At 70.5% G+C, this 20,980-nt stretch carries 20 protein-coding genes and 2 tRNA genes; 10 read left to right on the forward strand and 12 right to left on the reverse strand.

Features of this window, described 5'->3' with window-relative positions; all coding sequences use genetic code 11:
• Window positions 1–188 precede the first annotated feature (188 nt).
• Both Q8Q85_07950 and Q8Q85_07955 read right to left on the reverse strand, forming a co-directional pair.
• On the reverse strand, window positions 189–1,409 hold the full coding sequence (locus Q8Q85_07950) for a nucleotidyltransferase family protein (protein ID MDP3774186.1): 1,221 nt from the start codon (window positions 1,407–1,409) through the stop codon (window positions 189–191).
• Between the two features lie 39 nt (window positions 1,410–1,448).
• Window positions 1,449–1,522, reverse strand: a tRNA-Val gene (locus Q8Q85_07955).
• A gap of 137 nt (window positions 1,523–1,659) precedes the next feature.
• Here Q8Q85_07955 and Q8Q85_07960 point away from each other — a divergent pair.
• Window positions 1,660–2,325, forward strand: coding sequence for a hypothetical protein (locus tag Q8Q85_07960; protein MDP3774187.1), 666 nt, complete (start codon window positions 1,660–1,662; stop codon window positions 2,323–2,325).
• A 1-nt stretch (window position 2,326) separates the two neighbouring features.
• On the opposite strand, the gene Q8Q85_07965 is transcribed toward Q8Q85_07960, so the two are convergent.
• The 10 genes from Q8Q85_07965 to Q8Q85_08010 form a co-directional block, all read right to left on the reverse strand.
• Window positions 2,327–2,400 (reverse strand) — tRNA-Ile (locus Q8Q85_07965).
• Between the two features lie 60 nt (window positions 2,401–2,460).
• Window positions 2,461–3,669 carry a glycosyltransferase family 4 protein gene (locus Q8Q85_07970; protein ID MDP3774188.1) on the reverse strand — a complete coding sequence of 403 codons (1,209 nt, stop codon included), beginning with the start codon at window positions 3,667–3,669 and terminating at the stop codon, window positions 2,461–2,463.
• A gap of 27 nt (window positions 3,670–3,696) precedes the next feature.
• Window positions 3,697–4,533 carry an FkbM family methyltransferase gene (locus Q8Q85_07975; GenBank protein ID MDP3774189.1) on the reverse strand — a complete coding sequence of 279 codons (837 nt, stop codon included), beginning with the start codon at window positions 4,531–4,533 and terminating at the stop codon, window positions 3,697–3,699.
• A complete protein-coding gene (locus Q8Q85_07980; GenBank protein ID MDP3774190.1) occupies window positions 4,530–5,468 on the reverse strand; it encodes a glycosyltransferase in 939 nt (312 codons plus the stop codon). Before Q8Q85_07980 ends, Q8Q85_07975 begins: the two co-directional genes overlap by 4 nt.
• A gap of 1 nt (window position 5,469) precedes the next feature.
• Window positions 5,470–6,507: an NAD-dependent epimerase/dehydratase family protein gene (locus Q8Q85_07985; GenBank protein ID MDP3774191.1), complete on the reverse strand. Its 1,038-nt coding sequence runs from the start codon at window positions 6,505–6,507 to the stop codon at window positions 5,470–5,472.
• On the reverse strand, window positions 6,504–7,706 hold the full coding sequence (locus tag Q8Q85_07990) for a nucleotide sugar dehydrogenase (protein ID MDP3774192.1): 1,203 nt from the start codon (window positions 7,704–7,706) through the stop codon (window positions 6,504–6,506). Before Q8Q85_07990 ends, Q8Q85_07985 begins: the two co-directional genes overlap by 4 nt.
• 4 nt (window positions 7,707–7,710) lie before the next feature.
• On the reverse strand, window positions 7,711–8,994 hold the full coding sequence (locus Q8Q85_07995) for an oligosaccharide flippase family protein (protein ID MDP3774193.1): 1,284 nt from the start codon (window positions 8,992–8,994) through the stop codon (window positions 7,711–7,713).
• Window positions 8,995–9,044: 50 nt separating this feature from the next.
• On the reverse strand, window positions 9,045–10,061 hold the full coding sequence (rfaE1, locus tag Q8Q85_08000; protein ID MDP3774194.1) for a D-glycero-beta-D-manno-heptose-7-phosphate kinase: 1,017 nt from the start codon (window positions 10,059–10,061) through the stop codon (window positions 9,045–9,047).
• Window positions 10,058–11,182 (reverse strand): NAD(P)/FAD-dependent oxidoreductase, encoded by a 1,125-nt coding sequence (locus Q8Q85_08005; GenBank protein MDP3774195.1) that lies wholly within the window; start codon window positions 11,180–11,182, stop codon window positions 10,058–10,060. Before Q8Q85_08005 ends, rfaE1 begins: the two co-directional genes overlap by 4 nt.
• A gap of 51 nt (window positions 11,183–11,233) precedes the next feature.
• Window positions 11,234–12,763, reverse strand: a complete 1,530-nt coding sequence (locus tag Q8Q85_08010) for a hypothetical protein (protein MDP3774196.1) — start codon at window positions 12,761–12,763, stop codon at window positions 11,234–11,236.
• Window positions 12,764–12,853: 90 nt separating this feature from the next.
• Between Q8Q85_08010 and Q8Q85_08015 the strand changes: the two genes are divergently transcribed.
• The 9 genes from Q8Q85_08015 to Q8Q85_08055 all read left to right on the forward strand — a co-directional run bounded on the left by Q8Q85_08015 (window position 12,854) and on the right by Q8Q85_08055 (window position 20,841).
• The gene (locus Q8Q85_08015; protein ID MDP3774197.1) at window positions 12,854–13,870 is read left to right on the forward strand and encodes an asparaginase; all 1,017 of its coding nucleotides are present in this window, start codon (window positions 12,854–12,856) and stop codon (window positions 13,868–13,870) included.
• 185 nt (window positions 13,871–14,055) lie between these two features.
• The gene (locus Q8Q85_08020) at window positions 14,056–14,496 is read left to right on the forward strand and encodes a carboxymuconolactone decarboxylase family protein (GenBank protein ID MDP3774198.1); all 441 of its coding nucleotides are present in this window, start codon (window positions 14,056–14,058) and stop codon (window positions 14,494–14,496) included.
• A gap of 3 nt (window positions 14,497–14,499) precedes the next feature.
• Window positions 14,500–15,495, forward strand: a complete 996-nt coding sequence (gene obgE, locus Q8Q85_08025; GenBank protein MDP3774199.1) for a GTPase ObgE — start codon at window positions 14,500–14,502, stop codon at window positions 15,493–15,495.
• Window positions 15,485–16,387, forward strand: a complete 903-nt coding sequence (gene dprA / locus Q8Q85_08030) for a DNA-processing protein DprA (GenBank protein MDP3774200.1) — start codon at window positions 15,485–15,487, stop codon at window positions 16,385–16,387. The genes obgE and dprA overlap by 11 nt, the downstream gene beginning before the upstream one ends.
• Window positions 16,384–17,490 (forward strand): radical SAM family heme chaperone HemW, encoded by a 1,107-nt coding sequence (gene hemW, locus Q8Q85_08035; protein ID MDP3774201.1) that lies wholly within the window; start codon window positions 16,384–16,386, stop codon window positions 17,488–17,490. Before dprA ends, hemW begins: the two co-directional genes overlap by 4 nt.
• A gap of 25 nt (window positions 17,491–17,515) precedes the next feature.
• Window positions 17,516–18,556: a heat-inducible transcriptional repressor HrcA gene (gene hrcA / locus Q8Q85_08040; protein ID MDP3774202.1), complete on the forward strand. Its 1,041-nt coding sequence runs from the start codon at window positions 17,516–17,518 to the stop codon at window positions 18,554–18,556.
• Window positions 18,553–19,698: a molecular chaperone DnaJ gene (dnaJ, locus tag Q8Q85_08045; protein ID MDP3774203.1), complete on the forward strand. Its 1,146-nt coding sequence runs from the start codon at window positions 18,553–18,555 to the stop codon at window positions 19,696–19,698. The genes hrcA and dnaJ overlap by 4 nt, the downstream gene beginning before the upstream one ends.
• Window positions 19,695–20,438, forward strand: a complete 744-nt coding sequence (locus Q8Q85_08050) for an RsmE family RNA methyltransferase (protein MDP3774204.1) — start codon at window positions 19,695–19,697, stop codon at window positions 20,436–20,438. The genes dnaJ and Q8Q85_08050 overlap by 4 nt, the downstream gene beginning before the upstream one ends.
• A 64-nt stretch (window positions 20,439–20,502) precedes the next feature.
• A complete protein-coding gene (locus Q8Q85_08055; GenBank protein ID MDP3774205.1) occupies window positions 20,503–20,841 on the forward strand; it encodes a histidine triad nucleotide-binding protein in 339 nt (112 codons plus the stop codon).
• The last annotated feature ends 139 nt before the right edge of the window (window positions 20,842–20,980 follow it).

Genomic DNA, 20,980 nt, shown 5'->3' on the forward strand with positions numbered 1-20,980 from the left:
GGTGCGGGAGTATGGAGCGGAGTTGATGGGCGAGAGGTATTGCGGGCTGTATGAAGAGGCGATGGGGTGAGTAGGGTGAGTAAGGGTGAGTAAGGGAAGTAAGGGGAGTAAGGGAAGTAAGGGGAGTAAGGGGAGTAAGGGGAGTAAGGGGAGTAAGGGGAGAGAGGGGAGAGAGGGGAGAGAGGGTCTTACGCCGAGGGGCGGGGGAGGCGGCGGCGCGATTCTTCCGGCCTGACGGGCACCGACAGGAAGTGTGACGCCGCGAGCACGCCGACGAAGGCCGCGTGCCGCAGATTGAGGAACGCGCGCCGCATCATCGCGAAGACTCCCGTGCCCGGCTCGGCTTCGGGGATGACACGGAGGGTGCGCTCGATGAGGGGGCCCCAGCCTCCGAAGCGCCGGGCGCGGTCGAGGCTCGCGCCCCACGCGATGGCCTCGGCGATCCGCTCGGTGCGCCAGTGCCGCCGGCCGAGCGAGTCGCGCCACCGGGCGAGCCTCAGGTAGCGCGGCTGCGGGGACGGCTCCACTTCCGCGGCCAGAGCGGGCGAGAGGCTCGCCGCGTCCGCGATGGCCTCGAGGAGTGGCTCCGGACGCGGGTCCTCGCGCAGCCGGGCGGTGACCTCCGCGAGCGTGAAGCCCGTGGTACGCGCGCAGAGGGCGAGGTCGAGCGCGGCGCGCAGCGAGCCGGACGACCAGGCGTGGTTGCGCGCGTCGTGCAGCAGGAAGTGCCAGAACAGGTCCGCCGTGGCCGGGACCAGCAGGCCGGCCATCGCGCCGGGCTGCGCGCGAGCGAACCATTCATCGGCCGCCGCGGCGCGTCCCCAGCGCGACGGGCCGAGCCGCCAGTGCAGCTCCACCACGCGGCCGTCGGGGCTCGCGAAAGTCTCGTGGTATGGCCGAAACACTTCGGGCCCTTGGGGATCCCGGGCATAGCCGCGCCCGTACTCGAGCGACTCCAGTATCCATGCGGCCGGCTCGACCTGCGATTCGGGGACCAGGATGTCGATGTCGCTCATCCAGCGGATGCCGGGCGCGGGAGCGACGTTCGCGGCGAGCAGTGCCGAGCCCTTGAGGGCGATGGCGGGGATGCCCATCGCCTCGAACTCCGCGCCGAGGCGCAGGAGGTCCGCGGAGAGTTGAACGCTTTGCTGGCGCGCTTCCTCGAAGGCGTCGGCGGCGACGATGTCGAGGGCGGGCGGCGCGACGTGGCGCAGGTCGAGCGTGGCGAGCGCCCAGCCCACCGCCGCGCCGATGCCGTCCCAGGTGATCGCCGCGATCCAGGAATCGTCCGGCGCCTCCGCCGCGGCCCAGCGGTCCACCAGCTGAGCGGCCGCGGGCCCGCCGTCCAGGGCCATGCGCAGGGTGCGCGCGAGGAGCCGGCGGATCTGTACCGGGTTCAGCGCGGGCATAGAAAAACACCCCCGTCCAACCGGCGGGGGCGTGGGCAGTGGGCGGTGAGGGACTCGAACCCCCGACCTCTGGTATGTGAGACCAGCGCTCTAACCAGCTGAGCTAACCACCCTTTCGCTGTGGCCGTCGCGCGGCGACGGCTGCAAAGATAGAAGCGCCGCGAGGCGCGCGCCACCGAGGCCCCGCTCTCTGCGATTGCGCCCGTGCGGTCCGCCCCTAAGCTTCGCCCGAGACCACCGGGAGGTCCACGTGCCGACGAGCTACGCCCGCTCGATATCGCCGATCCTCGAAATCGTCCTGCAGCTGCGACCCGCCAGCGTGCTGGACGTCGGCACCGGCAGCGGCAAGTTCGGCGCCCTGTGCCGCGAGTACCTCGACCAGTGGCTGGGTGGATCGCTGCAGCGACGCGCACGCATCGACGGCATCGAGGCCCACGCGCCGTACGTGACCGCTCTGCATCGGGCGGTCTACGACGAGGTGCTCATCGGCGACGCGGCGGAGATCGTGCGGCGTCTCGGCCGGCGGTACGATCTCGCTCTGCTCATCGACGTCTTCGAGCACCTGGAGCCGGCGCGGGGACGCCGCCTCCTCGCCGACCTCGCGCCGAACGCGGCGAGCGTCCTCGTCTCCGTTCCCGTGAGCTTCTGGCCCCAGGGTGCCGAGTTCGGCAACGAGTTCGAGCGGCACCGCGCTCACTACTCGCCGCGCTCGCTGCGCGAGCTCGGGTTCCGACAGGTCTGGCGGGTGCATGGGAGCTACCTTGCGCTGCGGTCTGCCACGCCGGTCAGGCTCCGCGGTCTCTTCCTGCGCTATGCGCTCGACGGACTGCCCCCGGTCTGGCTCCACGAGCTCTGGCGGCGCCTGATGCGGAGGGATGTAGGCGCGGGTGGCACGCCTGAGGGAGCGCAGGCATGAATGGGCCCTGCAGGGCTCGAACCTGCGACCAACGGATTATGAGTCCGCCGCTCTAACCAGCTGAGCTAAGGGCCCGGGACTCGCGCAATCTCGCGTCGCCCGCGAAACGGGTCAAGCAACACCTGGGCCGATCGGTCAGGCCGTCGGAGCTCGACATGCCGATTCCAGGATGGGCACGAGCACGGCGAGATGTTCCTCCATGCCGAAGCGCCTCGCCATCCGCCATGCCCCGAGGCGCAGCCGCGCGTGGTGCGCGGGGTCCGCGAGCGCGCGGACGATCGCGTCGGCGAGGCCGGCCGGCGTAGGCGGCTCGCCGGGAGCGAGTTCACCCGATTCGCCGGGAACGAGCCAGTCGGGAATGCCGCCGACCTCGTACGCCACGGCGGGAAGCCCCACGCAGCCCGCCTCGATGCCCACCAGCCCGAACGGTTCGGGCCAGAGACTGGGTACCACCAGCAGGTCCGCCGACCGGAACAGCTCCAGCCGCTGGTCGTCCTCCACCCACCCGAGGAACTCGGTGGTGACGCCGCGCCGCGCGGCAAGCGAACGCCAGCGTTCGAGCTCCGGACCGGTGCCCGCCACGAGCAGCGACAGCCGGCGCCCGAGCGCAGCCTCCGCCACCGGGAGCGCCTCGATCGCGTGGTCGCCACCCTTGAGCTTGGTGAGCCGTCCTAGCAGCAGCACCCGCCCGCTCGAGGGACGGGCTGCGGGCGGGTGCACATCCGGCGTGACCGACGTGGTCGGCAGCGGCACAAGATGCAGCTGTTCGGGGGCGACCCCGTGCCGGGAGAACTCGGACACCATGTGTCGGCTCGCCACGAGCACCGAGCGGAAGCGCGGGAGCAGCGCGAGCCGGGCGGCCTCGCGCCGGTACATGCCCGCCAGGGTGAGGGGGTTCAGTCCGCCGCAGCGGCGCGCGTAGTTGATCGGCAGGCACGCCGGTCCGAACGTCCGGTGACACATCTCGACGCCGGGGAACGCGTGCCTCTTGGTGCCGGTCGCGCAGGTTCCGTAGTAGCCGTGCGCGAAGAGGATGGCGGGGAAACGCTCGGCGAGGCCCGCTTCCAGCGCGCTGGAGAGGAGACCCTGCACGTAGACGACGTCGGGCTCCCACGCGGCTACTTGCCGCAGGCAGGCCGCCACATCGTCGCCGGCACACCAGCGCTGGCTGACCGGCCCGGTCGCGTCGATCGTCGGCTCGCCCGGGTGCTCGGATCGCTCGTACAGGAATCCTATTTGGTGGCCGCGCTCCGCGAGCCGCGGGATGAGGCTTCCGACGTACTGTTCCATGCCGCCGACGATCTGGCGGTAAGCGGTAGCGATCGCGACGCGCAAGGCGGTCACGCGGCAGCCATCGGAGGGCGCAAGTAGTCAGCTCCCGCCCGCGACGGGCTCCAGCGCGACGATCCCGTACTCGCCCAGCGCGTCGCGCTGTCCGGTGAGGGGGACCGGCCGCAGCTCGAGTTCAGCGAGCAGCGACTCCAGTTCCGCGCGCGAGGTGCCGGAGGCTGCCCACAGCGTTGGGTGCATCTCGACGATCAGCCTCAGGCGGCCCCGTCCGGATCCGATCGTATCCCGCGCTCCGCGCAGCGCCGCCACCTCGTAGCCCTCGATGTCGAGGACGATCCAGTCAGGCGCGATCCGCTCGCCCGCGCAGAACGTGTCGAGCGTCGTCACCGGCACGGTGATGGGTGTGCCGCCGGGAAGGTCGGGATTCTCCACGCCCAGGCGGCTGTAACCCTCGATGCCCGCTGCGTTGAACGTCGCTTCGCCGGCCGCGTCGCTGATCGCCGCCCCGACGACCGTAACCCGGTGCGCGAACCCGTTCAGCGCGACGTGCTTCTCCAGCACGGCCCTCGCCGCGGGGTTCGGCTCGAAGGCGAACACCCGTCCCCGCGGGCCGACCCACTCGGCCAGGCACAACGCGTAGATGCCCAGGTTGGCGCCAACGTCGAGCACGACCGACCCCGGCTGCACACGCTCCCGGAGGAAGGCGTGGACCAGCGGGTCGTACTCGGGCTGGAAGTACTGCCGCAGGAAGGGATCGATCCGGTAGCGCTCGCGACCGTTGACCGTCCACCAGATGCCGCGGCCGAACGTCGCGACGTGCAGCGCCCAGTTGTACGCGGGCCGCAGCGCGCGAATGACCGCGCTCTCCCGGCCCAGCCTTCCGCTTACCGCGCGGGCGAGCCGCCGGACGGCGCTCACGCTGACCTCGCCGAGCCGAACGACGCGCCCGCGGTCCGCACGCCCAGCTTGAGCAGCGCGAACGCGAAGCCGCGGCGCAGAGTGAGCGGGAGGCTGGCTGGCGGCAGGCGCCGCCACCAGGTGCGGCGCGGGCGTGAACGCTCCGTGCGGATCGTCTCGTCCCAGCGTTGATGGAACAACTGGCCCTTGGGCAGCACCATCGCCTTGTGCTTCTCGGACACCATGCGGCCGAGGGTGCTGCTCCCCAGGTGCGTGAACGCCCCCAGGCGCTCGTAGCCGTGCGTGGCCACCTTCCAGCCGCCCTGCGCGCGGACGCGGTAGCAGAGGTCCGCCTCGTCCCATTCGATCGGCGCGAAGGCCTCGTCGAGCGGGCCGACCTTGTCCAGGCACGCGCGGCGCACCATCCACGGCCGCACCACGATGTCCACCTCGGCGAGGCGGAACCAGTTGAGAGCGAGGCCCGGGCCCAGCGTGCTTACCAGGTGCTTCGGGTCGTGAAGATGCTCCCACTGCGTGATCGGGTACGCGAGTGGGAAACAGTACAGCCCGCGGATCAGGCTGAGGAGGCCGAGCTCCGGGTACGCGCGAAAGGTCGCGAGCAGCTCGGGCACGAGCCAGTGGACCTCGAGGAACATGTCGTCGTCCCAGACCAGGAACAGCGGTGCGCGCGCCTCGCGGAAGCCGCGATTGTTGCACTTGAGCTGGTTGACGTTGTCTTCGTGGAACCAGCGCAGGAACCGCGCGCCCCACGGCGTCGCCGCGACCTCGCGCAGGTACCCCACGGTGCCGTCGAGACAGCCGTCCTCGATGACGAGCAGCTCCACCGGCTGAGCCGCGGCGTACCGTTGCCAGCTCTCCAGGCAGCGCCGCAGCACGGCGACGTTGTTGTAGGTCGGGATGATCACCGAGAGCGCGGGGTCGGGTGCCTCAGCCATCTCAGAAGGTACCCTGCCGGATCTCCTCGCTGATCCACGCGATCACCTCGTCGAGCATCGTGTCGAGCGAGGTGGAGGGCGCGAACCCCAGGACCTCGCGCGCCTTCCTGGTGTCCGGGACGCGCCTCTGCACGTCGTGACGGAACGGCTCGTCGCTCACCCAGCGGAACGGCTTCTGCCCGTGGTGGATCTTCTCCCAGACCAGCTCGGCAAGCTCGAGCACGGTCGTGGACCGGTCGTTGGAGATGTTGAAGTCCTCGTTCAGCGCCAGCTCGCTCTCCATCGCGATGCGGACGCCGCGCGCGATGTCTCCGCCGTAGGTGTAGTGTCGCACCTGCTTGCCGTCGCCCAGTAGGTGGAGCGGGTCCTGGCCCTTCAAGACCTTCTGCACCAAGTCCGGGACGACGTGCGACAGCGCGAGCTCCACGTTGCCGCTCTTCACGGCCCGGCCGCCCACCGCCTTCCGTTCTCCGATCCCGACGCAGTTGAACGGTCGCACTATCGTGTACGGCAACGAGTACTGGTCCCAAGCGGCCCGCGCGAAGTACTCGCAGGCCAGCTTCTGGAATCCGTACGAGCTGGAAGGCGGCGGGCAGGCATGCTCGTGGCCTTCGGGGGTCGGGAAGACGGTCGCATTCTCGAAGACCATGCTGCTGGACATGACCGTGATCTTCTTGAGGCGGCGCTCGCGGTGCGCCCAGATCGCCGCGTCGAAGGTCGCCGCGACGATGCGCTCGTTGTCCGCGAGGAGGTCGTAGGCGAACTGGTGGAAGTAGGAGATGCCTCCGATGCGCGCCGCACCGGCCACCAGGTGATCGCAGTCGGCCACGAGCTCCTTGAGCAGCGCCGGGTCGCGGCAGTCGCCCTGGCGGAAGGTGTAGCGCGGGTGCGCGTCGTAGCTGCGCGCCACGCGGCCGTACTTGGAGTGGTTGTCCACGCCGGCCACGTCGTAGCCGTGGTCGAGAAGCTCTTGAACCAGGTAGCCGCCGATGAACCCGGACGAGCCGGTGACGAGTACGCGGACCGGTCGCTCGCTCACACCAGGTACCCCCGCCCGAGCAGGTTCCAGACATCGACCACGGTCTTGCCGTCGGGCACCGCGAGGCCGCGGTACTCGGGGTGCGGCGCCCCGATGAACACCACGTCCGATTCCGCGAGGACACTTTCCAGCGGCACGAGGTCCTGGTCCTTCACGTGCGGGTCCGAGCAGAGCACGCGCGCCGCCTCGGCTCGGAGGATGTTCTTGAGCTTGTAGGAGAGACTGCTCCGCTTGTCGTCGCTCCCGGCCTTGAACGCCATGCCGAGGATGCCCGCGGTCTTTTCCGTCAGCGTGGTCTTCGCCTTCACCTGCTGCACCAGGAAGTCGGGCAGTCCTTCGTTGATCAGCATCGCGGCGTGGCCGAGGTAGAACTGGTTGTGGCCGAACGCGGCGAGCTGCATCGTGTCCTTGAAGAGGCAGGGCCCCGCCGCGAACCCCGGTCCCGGCATCCCGGCCAGGCGCGGATAATTGAACCGGCTGCCCTCGAGGATGCGGTGGAAATCCAGCCCCGCGCTCTGCGCCATCATGAAGAACTGGTTCGCGGTCGCGAACTGGACGTAGCGCCACGCATTGGTGAGCAGCTTGGCCAGCTCCGCCTCCATGGGCTGCATCTCGACGAGATCACTCGTGAAGAGCCCGAAAAGCTCTCGCGCCTCGGCGAGCCCCCGCTCGTCGAAGGCGCTCACGATCTGCGGCAGCTCGGCGAACTCGCGCAGGCTGTGGCCCTGCGCGACGCGCTCGGGGCAGAACGCCACGCTTATGTCCAGCCCCTGGTCCCGAACCCACCGCTGCACCCGTGCACTCGTTCCGGGGAAGACCGTGCTGCGCAGCACCAACAGCTGCCCGTCGCGCAACGAGGGGCGGCACGCTTCGAGGGCGCGCGGAATGGCGTCGAGCGCGGGGTTCAGGTGGTCGTCGACCGGAGTGCCGATGATGAGGATGAGCGCGCGGCACGACGCGAGCGCTTCAGCCCGGTGCGTGCACTCGAGCCGGCCCGCTTTCAGGACGCGCGCGAGCATCTCCGGCGCGCCCTGCTCCTCGAAGGGCATTGACCCGCCGGCCACCAGGGCCAGCGCGCGCTGGTCGATGTCGTAGATGACGGTGCGCCGGCCCTTGTCGGCGAAGTTGAGCGCCAGCGGCAGGCCTACGTGGCCGCAGCCGCCGATCACCCCAACGTCCCTATCGAATGCAGTCGTCATGTCGTCATCCAATATGCGTGGCCAGGGCGTCCCCGCCACGGCGGCGCAGGGTGAGCGCGATCCCCGCGGCAAGGACGCCGGCGCCGGCGACGTGCATGAGCAAGGTGGCCGCGGCGCTCCCCATCGCGCCGTACCGCGGTATCCAGAGCAGGTCGCCGCCAAGGTTCACCGCGAACTCGACCACCCCGACCATCGCCACCAGGCGGGTGTGACCGAGCCGCAGCCCGACCGGCACGAGCAGCAGGTTCACCGACCCGATGACGTTGGCCGCGAGCAGGACGCGCAACACGCCGGCGGCGGACGTGTACCGCGTGCCGTAGAGGACTTCGACGATCCACGGGGCCAGCCAGATGCCGGCGGCGGCCGCCGCCGCCAGCACCAGGGCCCCGTTCCGCACCAGGCGAAGATAGCGCTTCAGCTGCTGGTGCTCGATGATCGCCGTGGCGTAGGGAAGCGCCACCGACCACGCGGCGCCCGACGCGAGCAGCAGCACTCCCGAGACCCGCGCCGCCGCGTTCCATATCCCGGTTTCCGTGACGCCTGACAGCGCGGATAGCAGCAGCGTGTCGCTCTGCCCGACCAGGGCGTACGCCACCGCCGGGACCGCCATCCACACCGAAAAGGTGAGCCATTCCCCGGGCGGCTTCCGGAGGATGGGAGGCCAAAGAGGTACGGTGCGGTGGGAGGTCCAGTACATCGCCCCCGCCTCGGCGGCGACGGCGATCAGGGTCACCGCGAGCGCGGCGGTGATCGTGAGGCCGCCGGCAACGGCGAGCGTGGCGTAGGTCGCGAGCCGCGCCGCGGCGAGTCCCGAGCGGGTGACCGCGAGCGAGCGCTGGTCGCGCACGACCTGTAGGACGGAGACGTAGTGGGCGCCCGCCGCCATCGCGACGCCGCACGCCGCCGCCGCGGCGGCCAGCCAGGGCATGCCCGGGGGGAGTTGGAGCGATGGCAGGATCCACCGGCCCGCGAGTGTCACCCCGAGCGCGATCGTGAGGGCGACGCCGACGCGCAGGCCCAGGAAGATCGTGTGGAGATGCCGGATGTCGCGGCCGCCCATGATCTCGGGGCTGCCGAGCCGCACGAAGGCGACGGAGAACCCTAGGTCCGAGAGGCCGGCGACGGTGAACACGATGGCGAGGGCGACGGCGACCGTGCCGAATCCTGCGGGGCCGAGGCTGCGCGCGAGCAGGATGGTGGTACCGACCCCGAGCGCGGCGGTGGCGACGGTGCCCGCGAGCGACCAGCCGGCGTCGCGGGCGCCCCGGCGGGCGGTGAACGCCAGCAGGGACTGGAGCCACGCGCCTCGGGGGGCGCCGGGCGGGGGCGGGGGCGCCGCTACAGCACTCCCCCCCGCCGGAACATCCCCACTTCGTCGAACCGCCGCTCGTACAGCTCGAGCACCTCTTCGCGCGTGACGACGGCGACGCCCGCCTTGCCCACCTCGATGCCGGCGGCGTAGTTCGCGAGCACCGTCGCCTCGCGCATGGTCGCTCCCGCGGCTAGCGCCGTGCCGACCCACGCTGTGACCGTGTCGCCCGCGCCGGAAACGTCGTACACCTCGCGCGCGTGGGTAGGGAATCGCGTTATGGCGCCGTCCTTGGCGAGCAGCGCCATGCCTTGCGGCCCCAGCGTGAGGAGGAGGTTGTCCACCTCGAGTTGCGCCATCACCATGGGCAGCGCATCGGCGTGCTCCAGGTCCACGGCGGCGCCGAGGGCCGCTTCCAGTTCGCGCCGGTTAGGCTTGAAGACGGTGGCGCCCTTGTAGTTGAAGAAATGCTTGTACTTGGGGTCCACGACCGACGGGATGCCGCGCTTGCGTGCTCCCTGGAGTGCCGCCTCGATGACGGTCGGCGCCAGGGTGCCCTTGTTGTAGTCCTCGAGCAGGATCGCGTCGGCGTTCTTGAGGGCGCGCTTGAGCCGGTCCTTCAGCTCCTCCAGCGCTTCGCCGTCGAGGAGCGTGTCCTCTTCTTCGTCGATCCGCACCAGCTGCTGGCTGCGCGCCACGACGCGCGTCTTGGACGTGGTGGGCCGCGCGGTCACTACGATGACGCCGTCGTCGCGGATCCCCGCGGCCGCCAGCTCGGTACGCAGCTGCTCACCACGCTGGTCGTCCCCGATCGCGCCGACGAACGTGACCTCCGCGCCGATCGCGGCCACGTTGGCCGCCACGTTCGCGGCCCCGCCGAGGGCGTACCGCCGCTCCTGCACCGTGACGACCGGGACCGGCGCCTCGGGGGAAATGCGCTCCACGTCCCCGATGAGATAGATGTCGAGCATGGCGTCGCCGACCACGACGATGCGGCGGCCCTTCATTGCGTCCAGCAGGGCGATGATGCGCTCGCGAACGATCACGACGGGCGCTCCAGCAGGTTGCCCACGAGTTCGCCGATGGCCAGCGAGCACGTGAGTCCGGGCGATTCGATGCCGATCAGGTTGACCCAGCCTGGACGGCCACTATCCGACTCTTCACTGATCACGAAGTCACGGAAGCCTTCGCCGGGCCCCTGCAGCTTGGGCCGGATGCCGGCCAGATCGGGCGAGAGATCCTCCGGCTCCAGGCCTTCGAGATACCGCGATGCCGCCGCGTGAAACGTCTCGCGCAAACCCTCGGCGACCCCGTAGTCCTGCACCCGAGCGGAAAGGTACTCGACGTCGGGACCCAGCCGGATACCGCCTGCCAGGTCCAGCGTCACGTGGATCCCCAGCCCGGCCGGTTGCGGCGTCGGGTAGATGAGGTGGCTCGCCAGGTGCCGCTTCCGCGGGTGCACCCGAAAATAATGCCCCCGCGCGAAGTGCACCCGGTAGCCGCACGCCTCCACGTCGAACCCCGCGAGCGCGGCGACCCGGTCCGCTTCCAGGCCCGCCGAGTTGACCACCCAGCGCGCCGTGACCGCGGTGCAGGCGCCATCGTTTGCGCGCGCGGTCAGCCGATACCCGCCCTCCATGGCATCGACCCCGGCGAGCGTGTGCCGCCAGGCCACCGTGCACCCATGGCCTCCGGCGTCGGCGAGCAGGCTGGCCATGAATGCGTGCGAGTCGACGATCCCTGTGTCCGGCGACCAGAGCGCGGCCGTCGCCCGCACCCGGGGCTCGAGGGTGCGGGTCTCCACGGCCGACAGCGTACGGAGCGATCGCACCCCGTTGGCTTCGGCGCGTCGCCCGATCTCGTCGAGCCTCGGCTCCTCGTCGCTCGAGGTTGCGACGATGAGCTTGCCGATCCGGCGGTGCGGCACGTCGTGCGTCTCACACCAGGCGTAGAGGCTGCGGTTGCCGCTCGCACACAGCGTGGCCTTGAGGCTGCCGGGTGGGTAGTAGATGCCGGCGTGCACGACCTCGCTGTTCCGGCTGCTCGTTTCCACCCCGAAGCGCTCGTGCCGCTCCACGACTATCACCTCGTGCCCGCGCGCGGCGAGCTCCCGGGCGCACGCGAGGCCGATGACCCCGGCGCCGATGACCATGGCGTCAACGTCCATGCCAAGCGCCGCGCGGTGGCCCGTCAACCGGCTCGGCCGCGCCCATCCGCGTTACCAGCGCAGCGCTCCGGACAGCCGCCGGCGCAGCTCGACCCGCACCCTCCACACCCACCGGCCGTCGCTCGCGCCGTCCACGTGCTCCGCATTGCGGACGAAGTGCCGCCCGATCTCCGCGCTCAGGCTCGCGCCATCGCGGGGCGTCCACGCCACCTGGCCGGCCACGCGCGCCGTGCGTTCCACCACGCCTTCGAAGAGCGTGGGGGTCGTGGCGAACAGCGACTCGGCGGGGTAGCGCACCCGGAAGTCCCCTTCGCCCTGGCGCAGCCACGTCAGCTCCGCGCCGACCAGCAGGCGCGGCGCGGCGATCGCCGTGACCCGGGCCGTGGCCTGGTCGTAGTCGGCGTAGCTCCGCCCGATGCCGACGCCCCGGAGCGTGTACTGCTCCTCGTTCGCGGGGGTACGGTAGGCCAGGTTCGTCACCCGCGTGTAGAAGGCCGACCAGCTCACGGCTCCGCCGCCGGCTCCGCCGGACGCCGAGAGCGTGTAGCCGTACCCGTTAGGCTCCTTGTCGCCCTGCGCCTTCTCGTCCACCTGTGCGTCATCTAGGTAGAGCTGCGCGAACAACCTCACGCTGCCGCCCGCCTGCCACGAGACGTCCGCGCCCAGCAGCGCGTTGGAGGTCGGCACGTCGTTGTATTGGGCCAGCAGGAAAAGGTTGAGGGGGTTGACGTACCACGGCTCGAAGGAGCGGGGGATCCCCCCCGTCTGGGCGTAGAGCGCGGCCTCGGAGAGAGAGAACGCGAAACGGGAAGACGGCTGGACCACCAGTCTATGGAGCGACAGGTAGCGGTTCACCGGCTGGATCGTGTTGAACAGCGGCAGCGGGTCCAGTTGGGTGGCCAGAAGTTCGAGCCGGAGCCGCCGCGGGCCCAGGCGCAGCATCAGGTGGTCGAAGGCGTACGGGCTGGTTGAGAGCAGCAGGCCCTCGACCTCGGGAGATCCCCAGTTGCGGTCCATGATGCCGAAGAACAGGTCGGCGTAACGCCACGACGCGGTGAGGTACGCCTCGTCGTTCCGCCCCGCCACGATGCGGTCCTTCTTGCCCGTGTAGTCGGGATCGAACCTGAGGCGGTTGTCGATGCGCGGATGGGTCACGAGCGCGAAGTGCGGCAGCTCGAGCGATGCCGAGAGACCGGCCTGCGGGTAGATGCCGGTCGAGTCGGCGGAGGGGCGCAGCGCCCACCGCCGTGCATCCGACGCGCCGAGCGCACCCACACTGGCGTCCAGCGTCCAGCGCACGGTGTCGGCGCCGTCATCCAGCTCGTGCGCGAGTTCGCGGAGCATGCTCAGCGCCGACGCGCCGACGGCCGTCGTGTCCACCGCGGCGATCGCCCGCGCCACGTCGGCGCGGCGGAGCGGCCGGGTGAGCGGATCCAGCCCGCGAAGGACGCCGGCCCGCGACAGGTGGTCTACGTAGGGTGTTGCCCAGGAAGACATGGGCAGGTAGCGGTTGCTTTCGACCTGGGCCGCCAGTGGCGCGGCGCCTGCCGCAACGAACGCGGTGACGAGGAGAACGCGCATCGGCCGAATATAGGGCAGGCGCCGCGGGGCAGACAGACCGCGGCCGCCGGAGAGACGCCGCCCCCTCCCACCGGTTAGCTTTCCCCCGACATGACCTCCACCGTTGACGCCGTCCGAGGCCACGTAGTCGAGTCGCGCCACCGGGTCTCCATCGCGGTCGTTTCGAGCGACGGGGCACTGGTCGCGCGGAGCGGCGATCCCGGCCTCGTGACCTTCTGGCGCTCCGCGGCCAAGCTTTTCCAGGCGATCCCGCTCGTGTCCGACGGCGCGGCCGACGCCCTGGGCGTGGACGACGAGGAGCTGGCCCTCGCCTGCGCCTCGCACAACGGCGAGGCCAGGCACGTGGAAGTGGCGCGGAGCTTCCTGGGCCGCTCCGGATCGAACGAGGGCGATCTCGTCTGTGGGCCCCATGAGTCGCTCTCCGAACCGGTCGCCCGCGCCATGGCCGAGCGCGGCGAGAAGCCGACCCGGGCGCACAGCAATTGCTCGGGGAAGCACTCGGGGATGCTGGCACTCGCGCGATTCCACGGTTGGGAGAAATCGGGCTACGCGCTGCCCGACCACCCGGTGCAGCGGCGCTGCCTGGCTGAGGTCGCATCGTGGACCGGCCTCGGAGAATCGCAGATCTCGCTCGCGACGGACGGATGCGGCGTGCCGAGCTTCGCGCTCCCGATCCGGTCCATGGCGCTGGCGTTCGCGCGTCTCTCGGTCGTCGCCGCGGGCGAGGAGGGAGCCCCGGTATCGAACGGCGCGAGCGCGGCGGCGCGGCGCATCGTTGCGGCGGTACGCGCCGACCCGTTCCTCATCGCGGGCACGGGACGCCTCGATACCGAGCTCCTCGAAGCCGGCGGCGGCAAGATCCTGGCCAAGGTGGGCGCCGAAGGCGTCTACTCGGCGGCGCTGACGGAGCAGCGGCTGGGCGTCGCGATCAAGGTCGAGGATGGCGACATGCGATGCCTGGCGCCTGCTCTCCTCGCGGTGCTCGACCAGCTCGCGCCCGGCGCGGCGCGGGTGAGCGAGTCCCACCGCGAGCCCCCGATCCGGAACAGCGTCGGCGCCGTGGTCGGTCGCTTGGTCGCCACCGTCAATCTCGAACGGCCCACATGACCCGTCCGGCTGTCCGTTTGTCCGCAAGGGAATGATCCGCCCTGCCTTCAATTCGATGACACGTCGTCGCGATTCGGTGCTATCGTGAGCGCGCTCGACCCGTCGACCGCCGGCCTGGTACGCGTCGCCCTCGCGATCCCGGACGCGGAAGAAGCGGCGTCGCGGCCGCCGCGCTGCGCGCCGTCGTGCCCGCGTCCGGGGAGGGCGCCGACGCCGCGGACTACGATCGTTGGAGGGAGTGGCTCTCGCGTGGAGAGGAAACCGGCCGCCGCATCTACGGCCCGCAGTTCGACCAGCTGCGGCGCAACGTGGCCGCCCTGCACCCGGCGCTCGATCTCTGGATCGTCGTGGACGGGTACGGGCGTACCATCAGCCGGCCGGCGCTCGACATGACCAGGCGTGAGCTGTGCTCGATCGCCATGCTCGTTCCCCAGAACGCGCCCCGGCAGCTGCACTCGCACCTGCGTGGCGCGCTGAACGTCGGTGCGACGCCTGACCAGGTTGCCGCTGTCCTGGCGCTCGCCGGAGAGGTCGGACTTCCGGGCTCGCGAGTGGACGCTGCACGCGCCCTGTGGCACGACTTCGCTGCTTCCGCCAACGGCCAACGGCCGACGGCCAACGGCTGACCCATGTTCATCGACCAGGTCTTCGTGGATGTCCGGTCGGGACATGGCGGGTCCGGGATGGCGGCGTTCCGGCGCGAGAAGTTCGTGCCCAAGGGCGGCCCGTCGGGGGGTGACGGCGGGCGCGGTGGCAGCGTGTACGTCGTGGCCGAACCCCAGCTCTGGACGCTGCTCGACTATACCTACAAGAAGCGGTGGATCGCCGGATCGGGGGAACCCGGCGGAACGTCGCAGCGCACCGGCCGCTCCGCCGACGACCTGGTGCTGCCGTTGCCGCCCGGTACGGTCGTGCGCGACGCGGACACCGGGGAGCCGATCGGCGAGGTCGTGAAGCCCGGCGAGCGCCTGCTGGTCGCCAAGGGCGGTCGCGGCGGTCTCGGCAACCAGCACTTCGCTACGCCGACCCATCAGGCGCCCACTGAATACCAGCCCGGGGAGGACGGCGAGAAGCGGCGAATCGAGCTCACGCTGAAGCTCATCGCCGACGTCGGTCTTCTAGGAGAGCCGAACGCCGGCAAGAGCACGCTCCTCGCCGCGGTGACGGCCGCGCGGCCCAAGATCGCTGACTATCCCTTCACCACCCTCGAGCCCAACCTCGGCGTGGTGCAGCTCTCGCGTCACCGCAGTTTCGTCATCGCCGATATCCCGGGCATCATCGAAGGGGCGCACGCCGGCAAGGGCCTCGGCCTGAAGTTCCTGCGTCACGTCGAGCGGACGCGCCTGCTGGTCTACATGATCCCGGTGGACGCGCCCGATACTGCCGGCGCCTACGACCTGCTGAGGCGCGAGGCCGAAGCGTTCTCGGCCGAGCTGGCCGCCAAGCCGCACTGCGTCGCCTGGACCAAGGTTGACCTCGTCCCCTCGGCTCACGAGCTCGATCTCCCCGAGACGCCCGACGCCTTCGCGCAGTTCGTGATCTCGGGCGTCTCGCATTCGGGCCTTGAGCCGTTCCTAGAATCGATGTGGAAGAGGTTGAAGGTGGAGCGTGCGGATGGGGATTGAACCCGCGCTGCTCCATCCGGACGATCCCGAGTTCCCGCTCGAGCTGCTACGCCTGAAGCGGCCGCCGAAGCTGCTCTACGTCCTGGGTGACGCGACGGTCCTTCGTGAGCCGATGGTCGCCATCGTCGGAAGCCGGGAGCCGAGCGCCTATGGCATCAAGGTGGCCTACGAGGCGGCGTACGAGTGCGCCAAGGCGGGGCTCGTCGTGGTGAGCGGCATGGCGCGCGGGCTCGACGCGCGGGCGCATCGTGGCGCGCTCGACGCGGGCGGGAAGACCGTCGCCGTGCTGGGCTGCGGCATCGATCGTATCTATCCGGTGGAGAATCGGTCGCTGCTCGAGGCCGTGCCGCACCACGGGTGTCTGGTCTCGGAGTACGGGCCCGGCGTCCGCGCGACCCGGTTCACATTCCCGGAACGCAACCGGCTCATCGCGGGGCTGGCGAAGTGCCTGCTGGTCGTCGAGGGCCGCGCCAAGGGAGGCACCAGCAACACGGTGTGGTGGACGCAGAGCCTGGAGAAGCGGATCTTCGCCGTGCCCGGCCGGATCAACGAGCTGGTCGCTGAGGGGCCGAACCTGCTGCTCCATCAGGGCGCGGGCGTCTACCTCTCGCCGCGAGACCTTCTGGCCGAGTACAAGATCGCATGGAGCGGTCCGGCCCCCGACGAGTCGGCGACCGGGATGAACGCGCCGGGCGCCGAGCTCGTGCGGGCCGAGCTCTCCGGCGCCGAGGCGACGGTGTTCGATGTGATCACGCCGGAGCCGGCGCACGTGGACCACATCGCCGAGCGCGCGCAGCTCGAGGCCGGCCTCCTGCTCGCGGCCCTGTCGTCGCTCGAGCTCCAGGGGCTGGTCCGCCAACTCCCGGGCAAGCATTTCGCCCTGGCGTCGTGAACGCCGAGCACGTCTACGTACACGTCCCCTTCTGCGCGCGTCGCTGCACCTACTGCGACTTCAGCATCGCCGTGCGCCGGCGGGTGCCGGTCGAGGAATACCTGGCGGCGCTCGCGCGGGAAGTGGAGCGGGCGGGCATGCCCGAGGCGCCACGCACCGTGTACCTCGGGGGCGGCACCCCGTCGCTGCTCGGCGGAGCCGGCCTCTCCCAGATCGCTTCGCTGCTCGGCAGGCGCGGAGATCTGGACGAGTTCACCGTCGAGGCCAACCCGGACGACGTGACCCCGGAGGCCGCGGGCGCGTGGGCGGCGGCGGGCGTGACGCGTCTCTCCATCGGGGCGCAGTCGTTCGACGACCGGGTTCTCGCCTGGATGCATCGTACCCACGACGCGGCGGCGATCGCCCGGGCCGTGAAGACGGCCCGTGCCGCGGGCGTCCGGGACATCTCGCTGGACCTCATCTTCGCGCTTCCCGAGTCCCTCGGCCGAGACTTCTCGCGGGACCTGGCTGCGGCGGTCGCGTGCGAGCCCGACCACATCTCCCTGTACGGCCTCACGATCGAGCCCGGCACTGCGCTCGCCCGGCAGGAGCAGCGTGGCGCGCTCGTCGGCGCGGCCGAGCCGCGCTATGAAGAGGAGTATCTTGAGGCGCACGCCACGCTCGAAGCGGCAGGGTATCGCTTCTACGAGGTGTCGAACGCGGCGAGGCCCGGGAAAGAGGCGGTGCACAATCGTGCCTATTGGCGGTTGGCGCCATACCTCGGCTTGGGGCCCTCCGCGCACAGCTTCGACGGGACGTCGCGATGGTGGAACGAGGCGGCTTACGCGCGGTGGCAGCGGCTGGTCGCACAGGGAGAGAGCCCCATCGCTGGGGGGGAGCTACTCAGCGAGCCCCAGCGCCGCCTGGAACAGCGCTATCTTGGGCTGCGTACGAGTGATGGGATCGCGGTCACCGAGGCGCTCGCGCTAACGGTCGGGCGATGGATCGAGAGCGGCTGGGCCGAGTGGCTGGGTGCCGGGGAGCCGGACGCCGCGGCGCGAGGTCGGGCGCGCCTCACGCCGCGAGGCTGGCTGCGGCTGGACGCCCTAGTGGCGTCCCTCTAGTTTGCGGCAGGACTTGAGGTTGCCTATGTCGCCGGACATCCTGACCGATCGAGAGCGCAAGGTTCTGGAGGCGGTCGTCCAGAGCTACGTGGAGACCGCCGAGCCGGTGGGCAGTCGGGTCCTCGCCCGGCGGTTCGGTCTCGGCGTGTCCGCCGCGACCATCCGGAACGCGATGAGCGACCTGGAAGACAAGGGGTACCTGTTCCATCCGCACACCTCCGCCGGCCGGGTCCCCACCGATCGCGCCTATCGCCTGTATGTGGACGGCCTCATGCACCTGCCGCGCCCGTCTCGGCACGACCAGGATGCGATCCGGGAAGGCCTTACCACGGAGGGCTCGGCGGTGCACGCGATCCTGCGCCGCGCGGCGGAGGTGCTCGGCGTCCTCACTCAGGAGCTCGGCGTCGCCGTCGTGCCGTCGCTCGACGGCGCGGTGCTCGAGCGGCTGGACCTCGTCACGATCTCGAGCGACCGGCTCCTCTTGGTACTCGCTCTGAAGAGCGGCGTGGTGCGGACGATCTTCGTGGAGGTTCCGGGCACGCTCCACCCGGAGGCCGTCGCGACCGTCGCCGTGGTGCTCAACGACCGGCTGGCGGGTCTCACGCTGGGTGAGCTACGGCGGACGCTTCCCGACCGATTGCGCGACAGCGCCGTGACCGCGGCCGAGGGCGAGCTGCTCGACATCTTCCTGTCCACCGGCGAGCATATCTTCGACGTGCCGGCCGGCGAGGCGGGCGACGTCGTGCTTGGCCACACCTCGGTGCTCGCCGACCAGCCCGAGTTCCAGAGCGGCCCCAAGATGCGCCAGTTGATCGAGCTGACGGAGCAGCGCGACGTGCTCAAGCAGGTGCTGGGCCAGCGCGCCAACGCCGTCGGTCTCACGATCACCATCGGCGGCGAGAACGAGAACCGCAGCCTGTCCAACCTCACGCTCGTCACATCACCCTACCGGGCCGGCTCGCTCCAGGGCGTGATCGGCGTCCTCGGCCCGACGCGGATGCCCTACGTGAAGATCGTGGCGCTGGTCGAGCACACCTCCAAGATGGTGAGCGACCTGCTGCGATGACCGACTACTACTCGCTCCTCGAAGTCCCCCGCGACGCCGCCGAGGCGGTGATCAAGCGCGCCTACCGCAAGCTCGCCATGCAGTACCACCCCGACCGCAACAACGGCGACAAGGACTCGGAGGCGCGCTTCAAGGAGATCACCGAGGCGTACGAGGTCCTTCGTGATCCCGGGAAGCGGAGCATCTACGACCACTACGGAGAGGCCGGCCTCAAGGGCCGGGCGGGACAGGCACAGGGCTTTCACGCGTTCGACCTTTCCGAGGCGCTCAACATCTTCATGCGCGACTTCGGCGGGTTCAGCGGCTTCGAAGAGCTGTTCGGCGGCGGCCGGCAGGGCGGCCCTTCGGAACGGCGCGGGAACGACCTGCGCGCGGCCGTGTCCCTCGGGTTGGACGACGTCGCGCGCGGCACCAAGAAGACGCTGCGCTACCAGGTGCTGGTGCCGTGCGAAGCGTGCGCGGGATCGGGCGCCAAGCGTGGGACCAGCCCCAGGACCTGCGGGACGTGCGGCGGGGCCGGGCAGGTGCGGCGGGCGCAGCGCTCGGTGTTCGGGCAGTTCGTGACGGTGGGGCCTTGTCCGACCTGCGCCGGCGAGGGCCGCATCATCGCGGTCAGGTGCGACATCTGCCGGGGCGACGGCCGCACCCGGGTAGACCGCACCGTGAACGTGGACGTGCCGCCCGGCGTCTCGTCGGAGAACTACATCACCATGCGCGGCCAGGGCCATGCCGGGCCGCGCGGAGGCACGGCCGGCGATCTCATCGTGATGCTCGAGGTCGAGGACGACCCGCGCTTCGTTCGTCACGGCGACGACCTCGTCTACGACCTGCCGCTGTCGTTCAGCCAGGCGGCGCTCGGGGCCGACGTCGTGGTTCCAACGCCTTGGGGCGACGAGCCGGTCAAGGTGAGCCCCGGCACGCAGGCGGGCACCACCATGAGGCTCAAGGGTCGCGGGCTGCCGCACCTCGGCTCTGCTTCGAAGGGCGACGTGCACGTGCGGGTGGGGATCTGGACCCCCGAGCGCCTCACGCCGGAGCTCGAGCGCGTCTTCCGCGAGCTTGCGAAGCATGAGGGCGAGGCGCCCGCGAGCCGCGACGGACGGTCATTCTGGGACCGTATGAAGGAGGCCTTGGGCGCGTGAGCACGCGCACCGCACCGGCCCCGGCGCCCGCCGTCATCGTGTTCGCGCGCGGACCGTTCGTGGCGGGCGGCGTCGTGATCCTGGACGACGAGGAATCGCACCACCTGCGCGTCCGGCGGGTCGGAGACGGAGCGGCGGTGCGGCTCATCGATGGCCGGGGCGGCGTGGCGACGGCCCGGCTCGCGCTCGACCGTGACCTGGTCGCCGCGCGAGTCATTGCCGCGACGGTCGTGCCGGCGCCGCCGGTCACGGAAATGTTCGTAGGGTCCGGCGACCGCGACCGTTTTCTCGGCTTGGTGGAGAAGGCGACCGAGCTGGGCGCTACGCGGATCATCCCCCTCGTCACCGAGCGCTCCCATCAGGTGGCGACCCGTTTCCAGGCGGTGCACGTGGAGAAGGCCGTGCGCCGCGCGAGGGAGTCGCTCAAGCAGTGCGGCGCGGCCTGGGTCCCCTCGATCCTGTCGCCGGCAGCGCTCAGCGAGGCCGTGCGCATCCCCGGCCCGGTTCCGCTCAAACTGGTTGCGGACGCCGAAGGCGGGCCACTGCCGCCGATCAAGGAGGGCGACCCAGTGTACTGGGCCATTGGACCCGAAGGGGGATTCACACCTCCCGAGCTCGCGACGCTGCGCTCCGCGGGCTTCAAGCCGGTCGCGCTGGGCAGGGCAACCCTGCGCTTCGACACCGCCGCCCTCGCCGCCCTGGCTCTGACGGCCGCCGCCCGCCTCGGGGGTGGCGAATAGACGTTGCCGGTGTTTATTCCTTCACCCATCACCTATCACCCATCACCCATCACCGGTTTTCCGAATGACCGACTGCATGTTCTGCAAGATCGCCAAGGGCGAGACGAAGGCGGACGTCGTCCTCCAGACGCCGGAGGCGATCGCCATCCGGGACATCAACCCGCAGGCGCCGGACCACGTGCTCGTCATCCCCAACCGGCACCTCGAGTCTCTCAACGACACCACCGACGTGCCGCTGCTGGGCTCGCTCATGCTCCTTGCCAAGGAAGTGGCAAGGAAGGTGATGATCGACCACGGCGGCTATCGGGTCGTGCTGAATGTGGGGGCCCACGGCGGCCAGACGGTGCCGCACCTGCATCTGCACGTGCTGGGAGGGCGGCGGATGAAATGGCCGCCGGGGTAGGGAGCGGGGAGCAGGGAGCGGTACCTTTTGGCGTGCCGCGATGCCTTCGCGCCGCGCCAAAGGAACCGCTCCCTCAGGAACCGCTCCCCATCCCTTGTGATGCGTCCAGAGGCCGGTTAACTTTTTCAGGCTAGCTGCT

It is taken from the genome of Gemmatimonadales bacterium (assembly GCA_030697825.1).
In the GTDB taxonomy this organism is placed as follows: Bacteria; Gemmatimonadota; Gemmatimonadetes; order Gemmatimonadales; family JACORV01; genus JACORV01.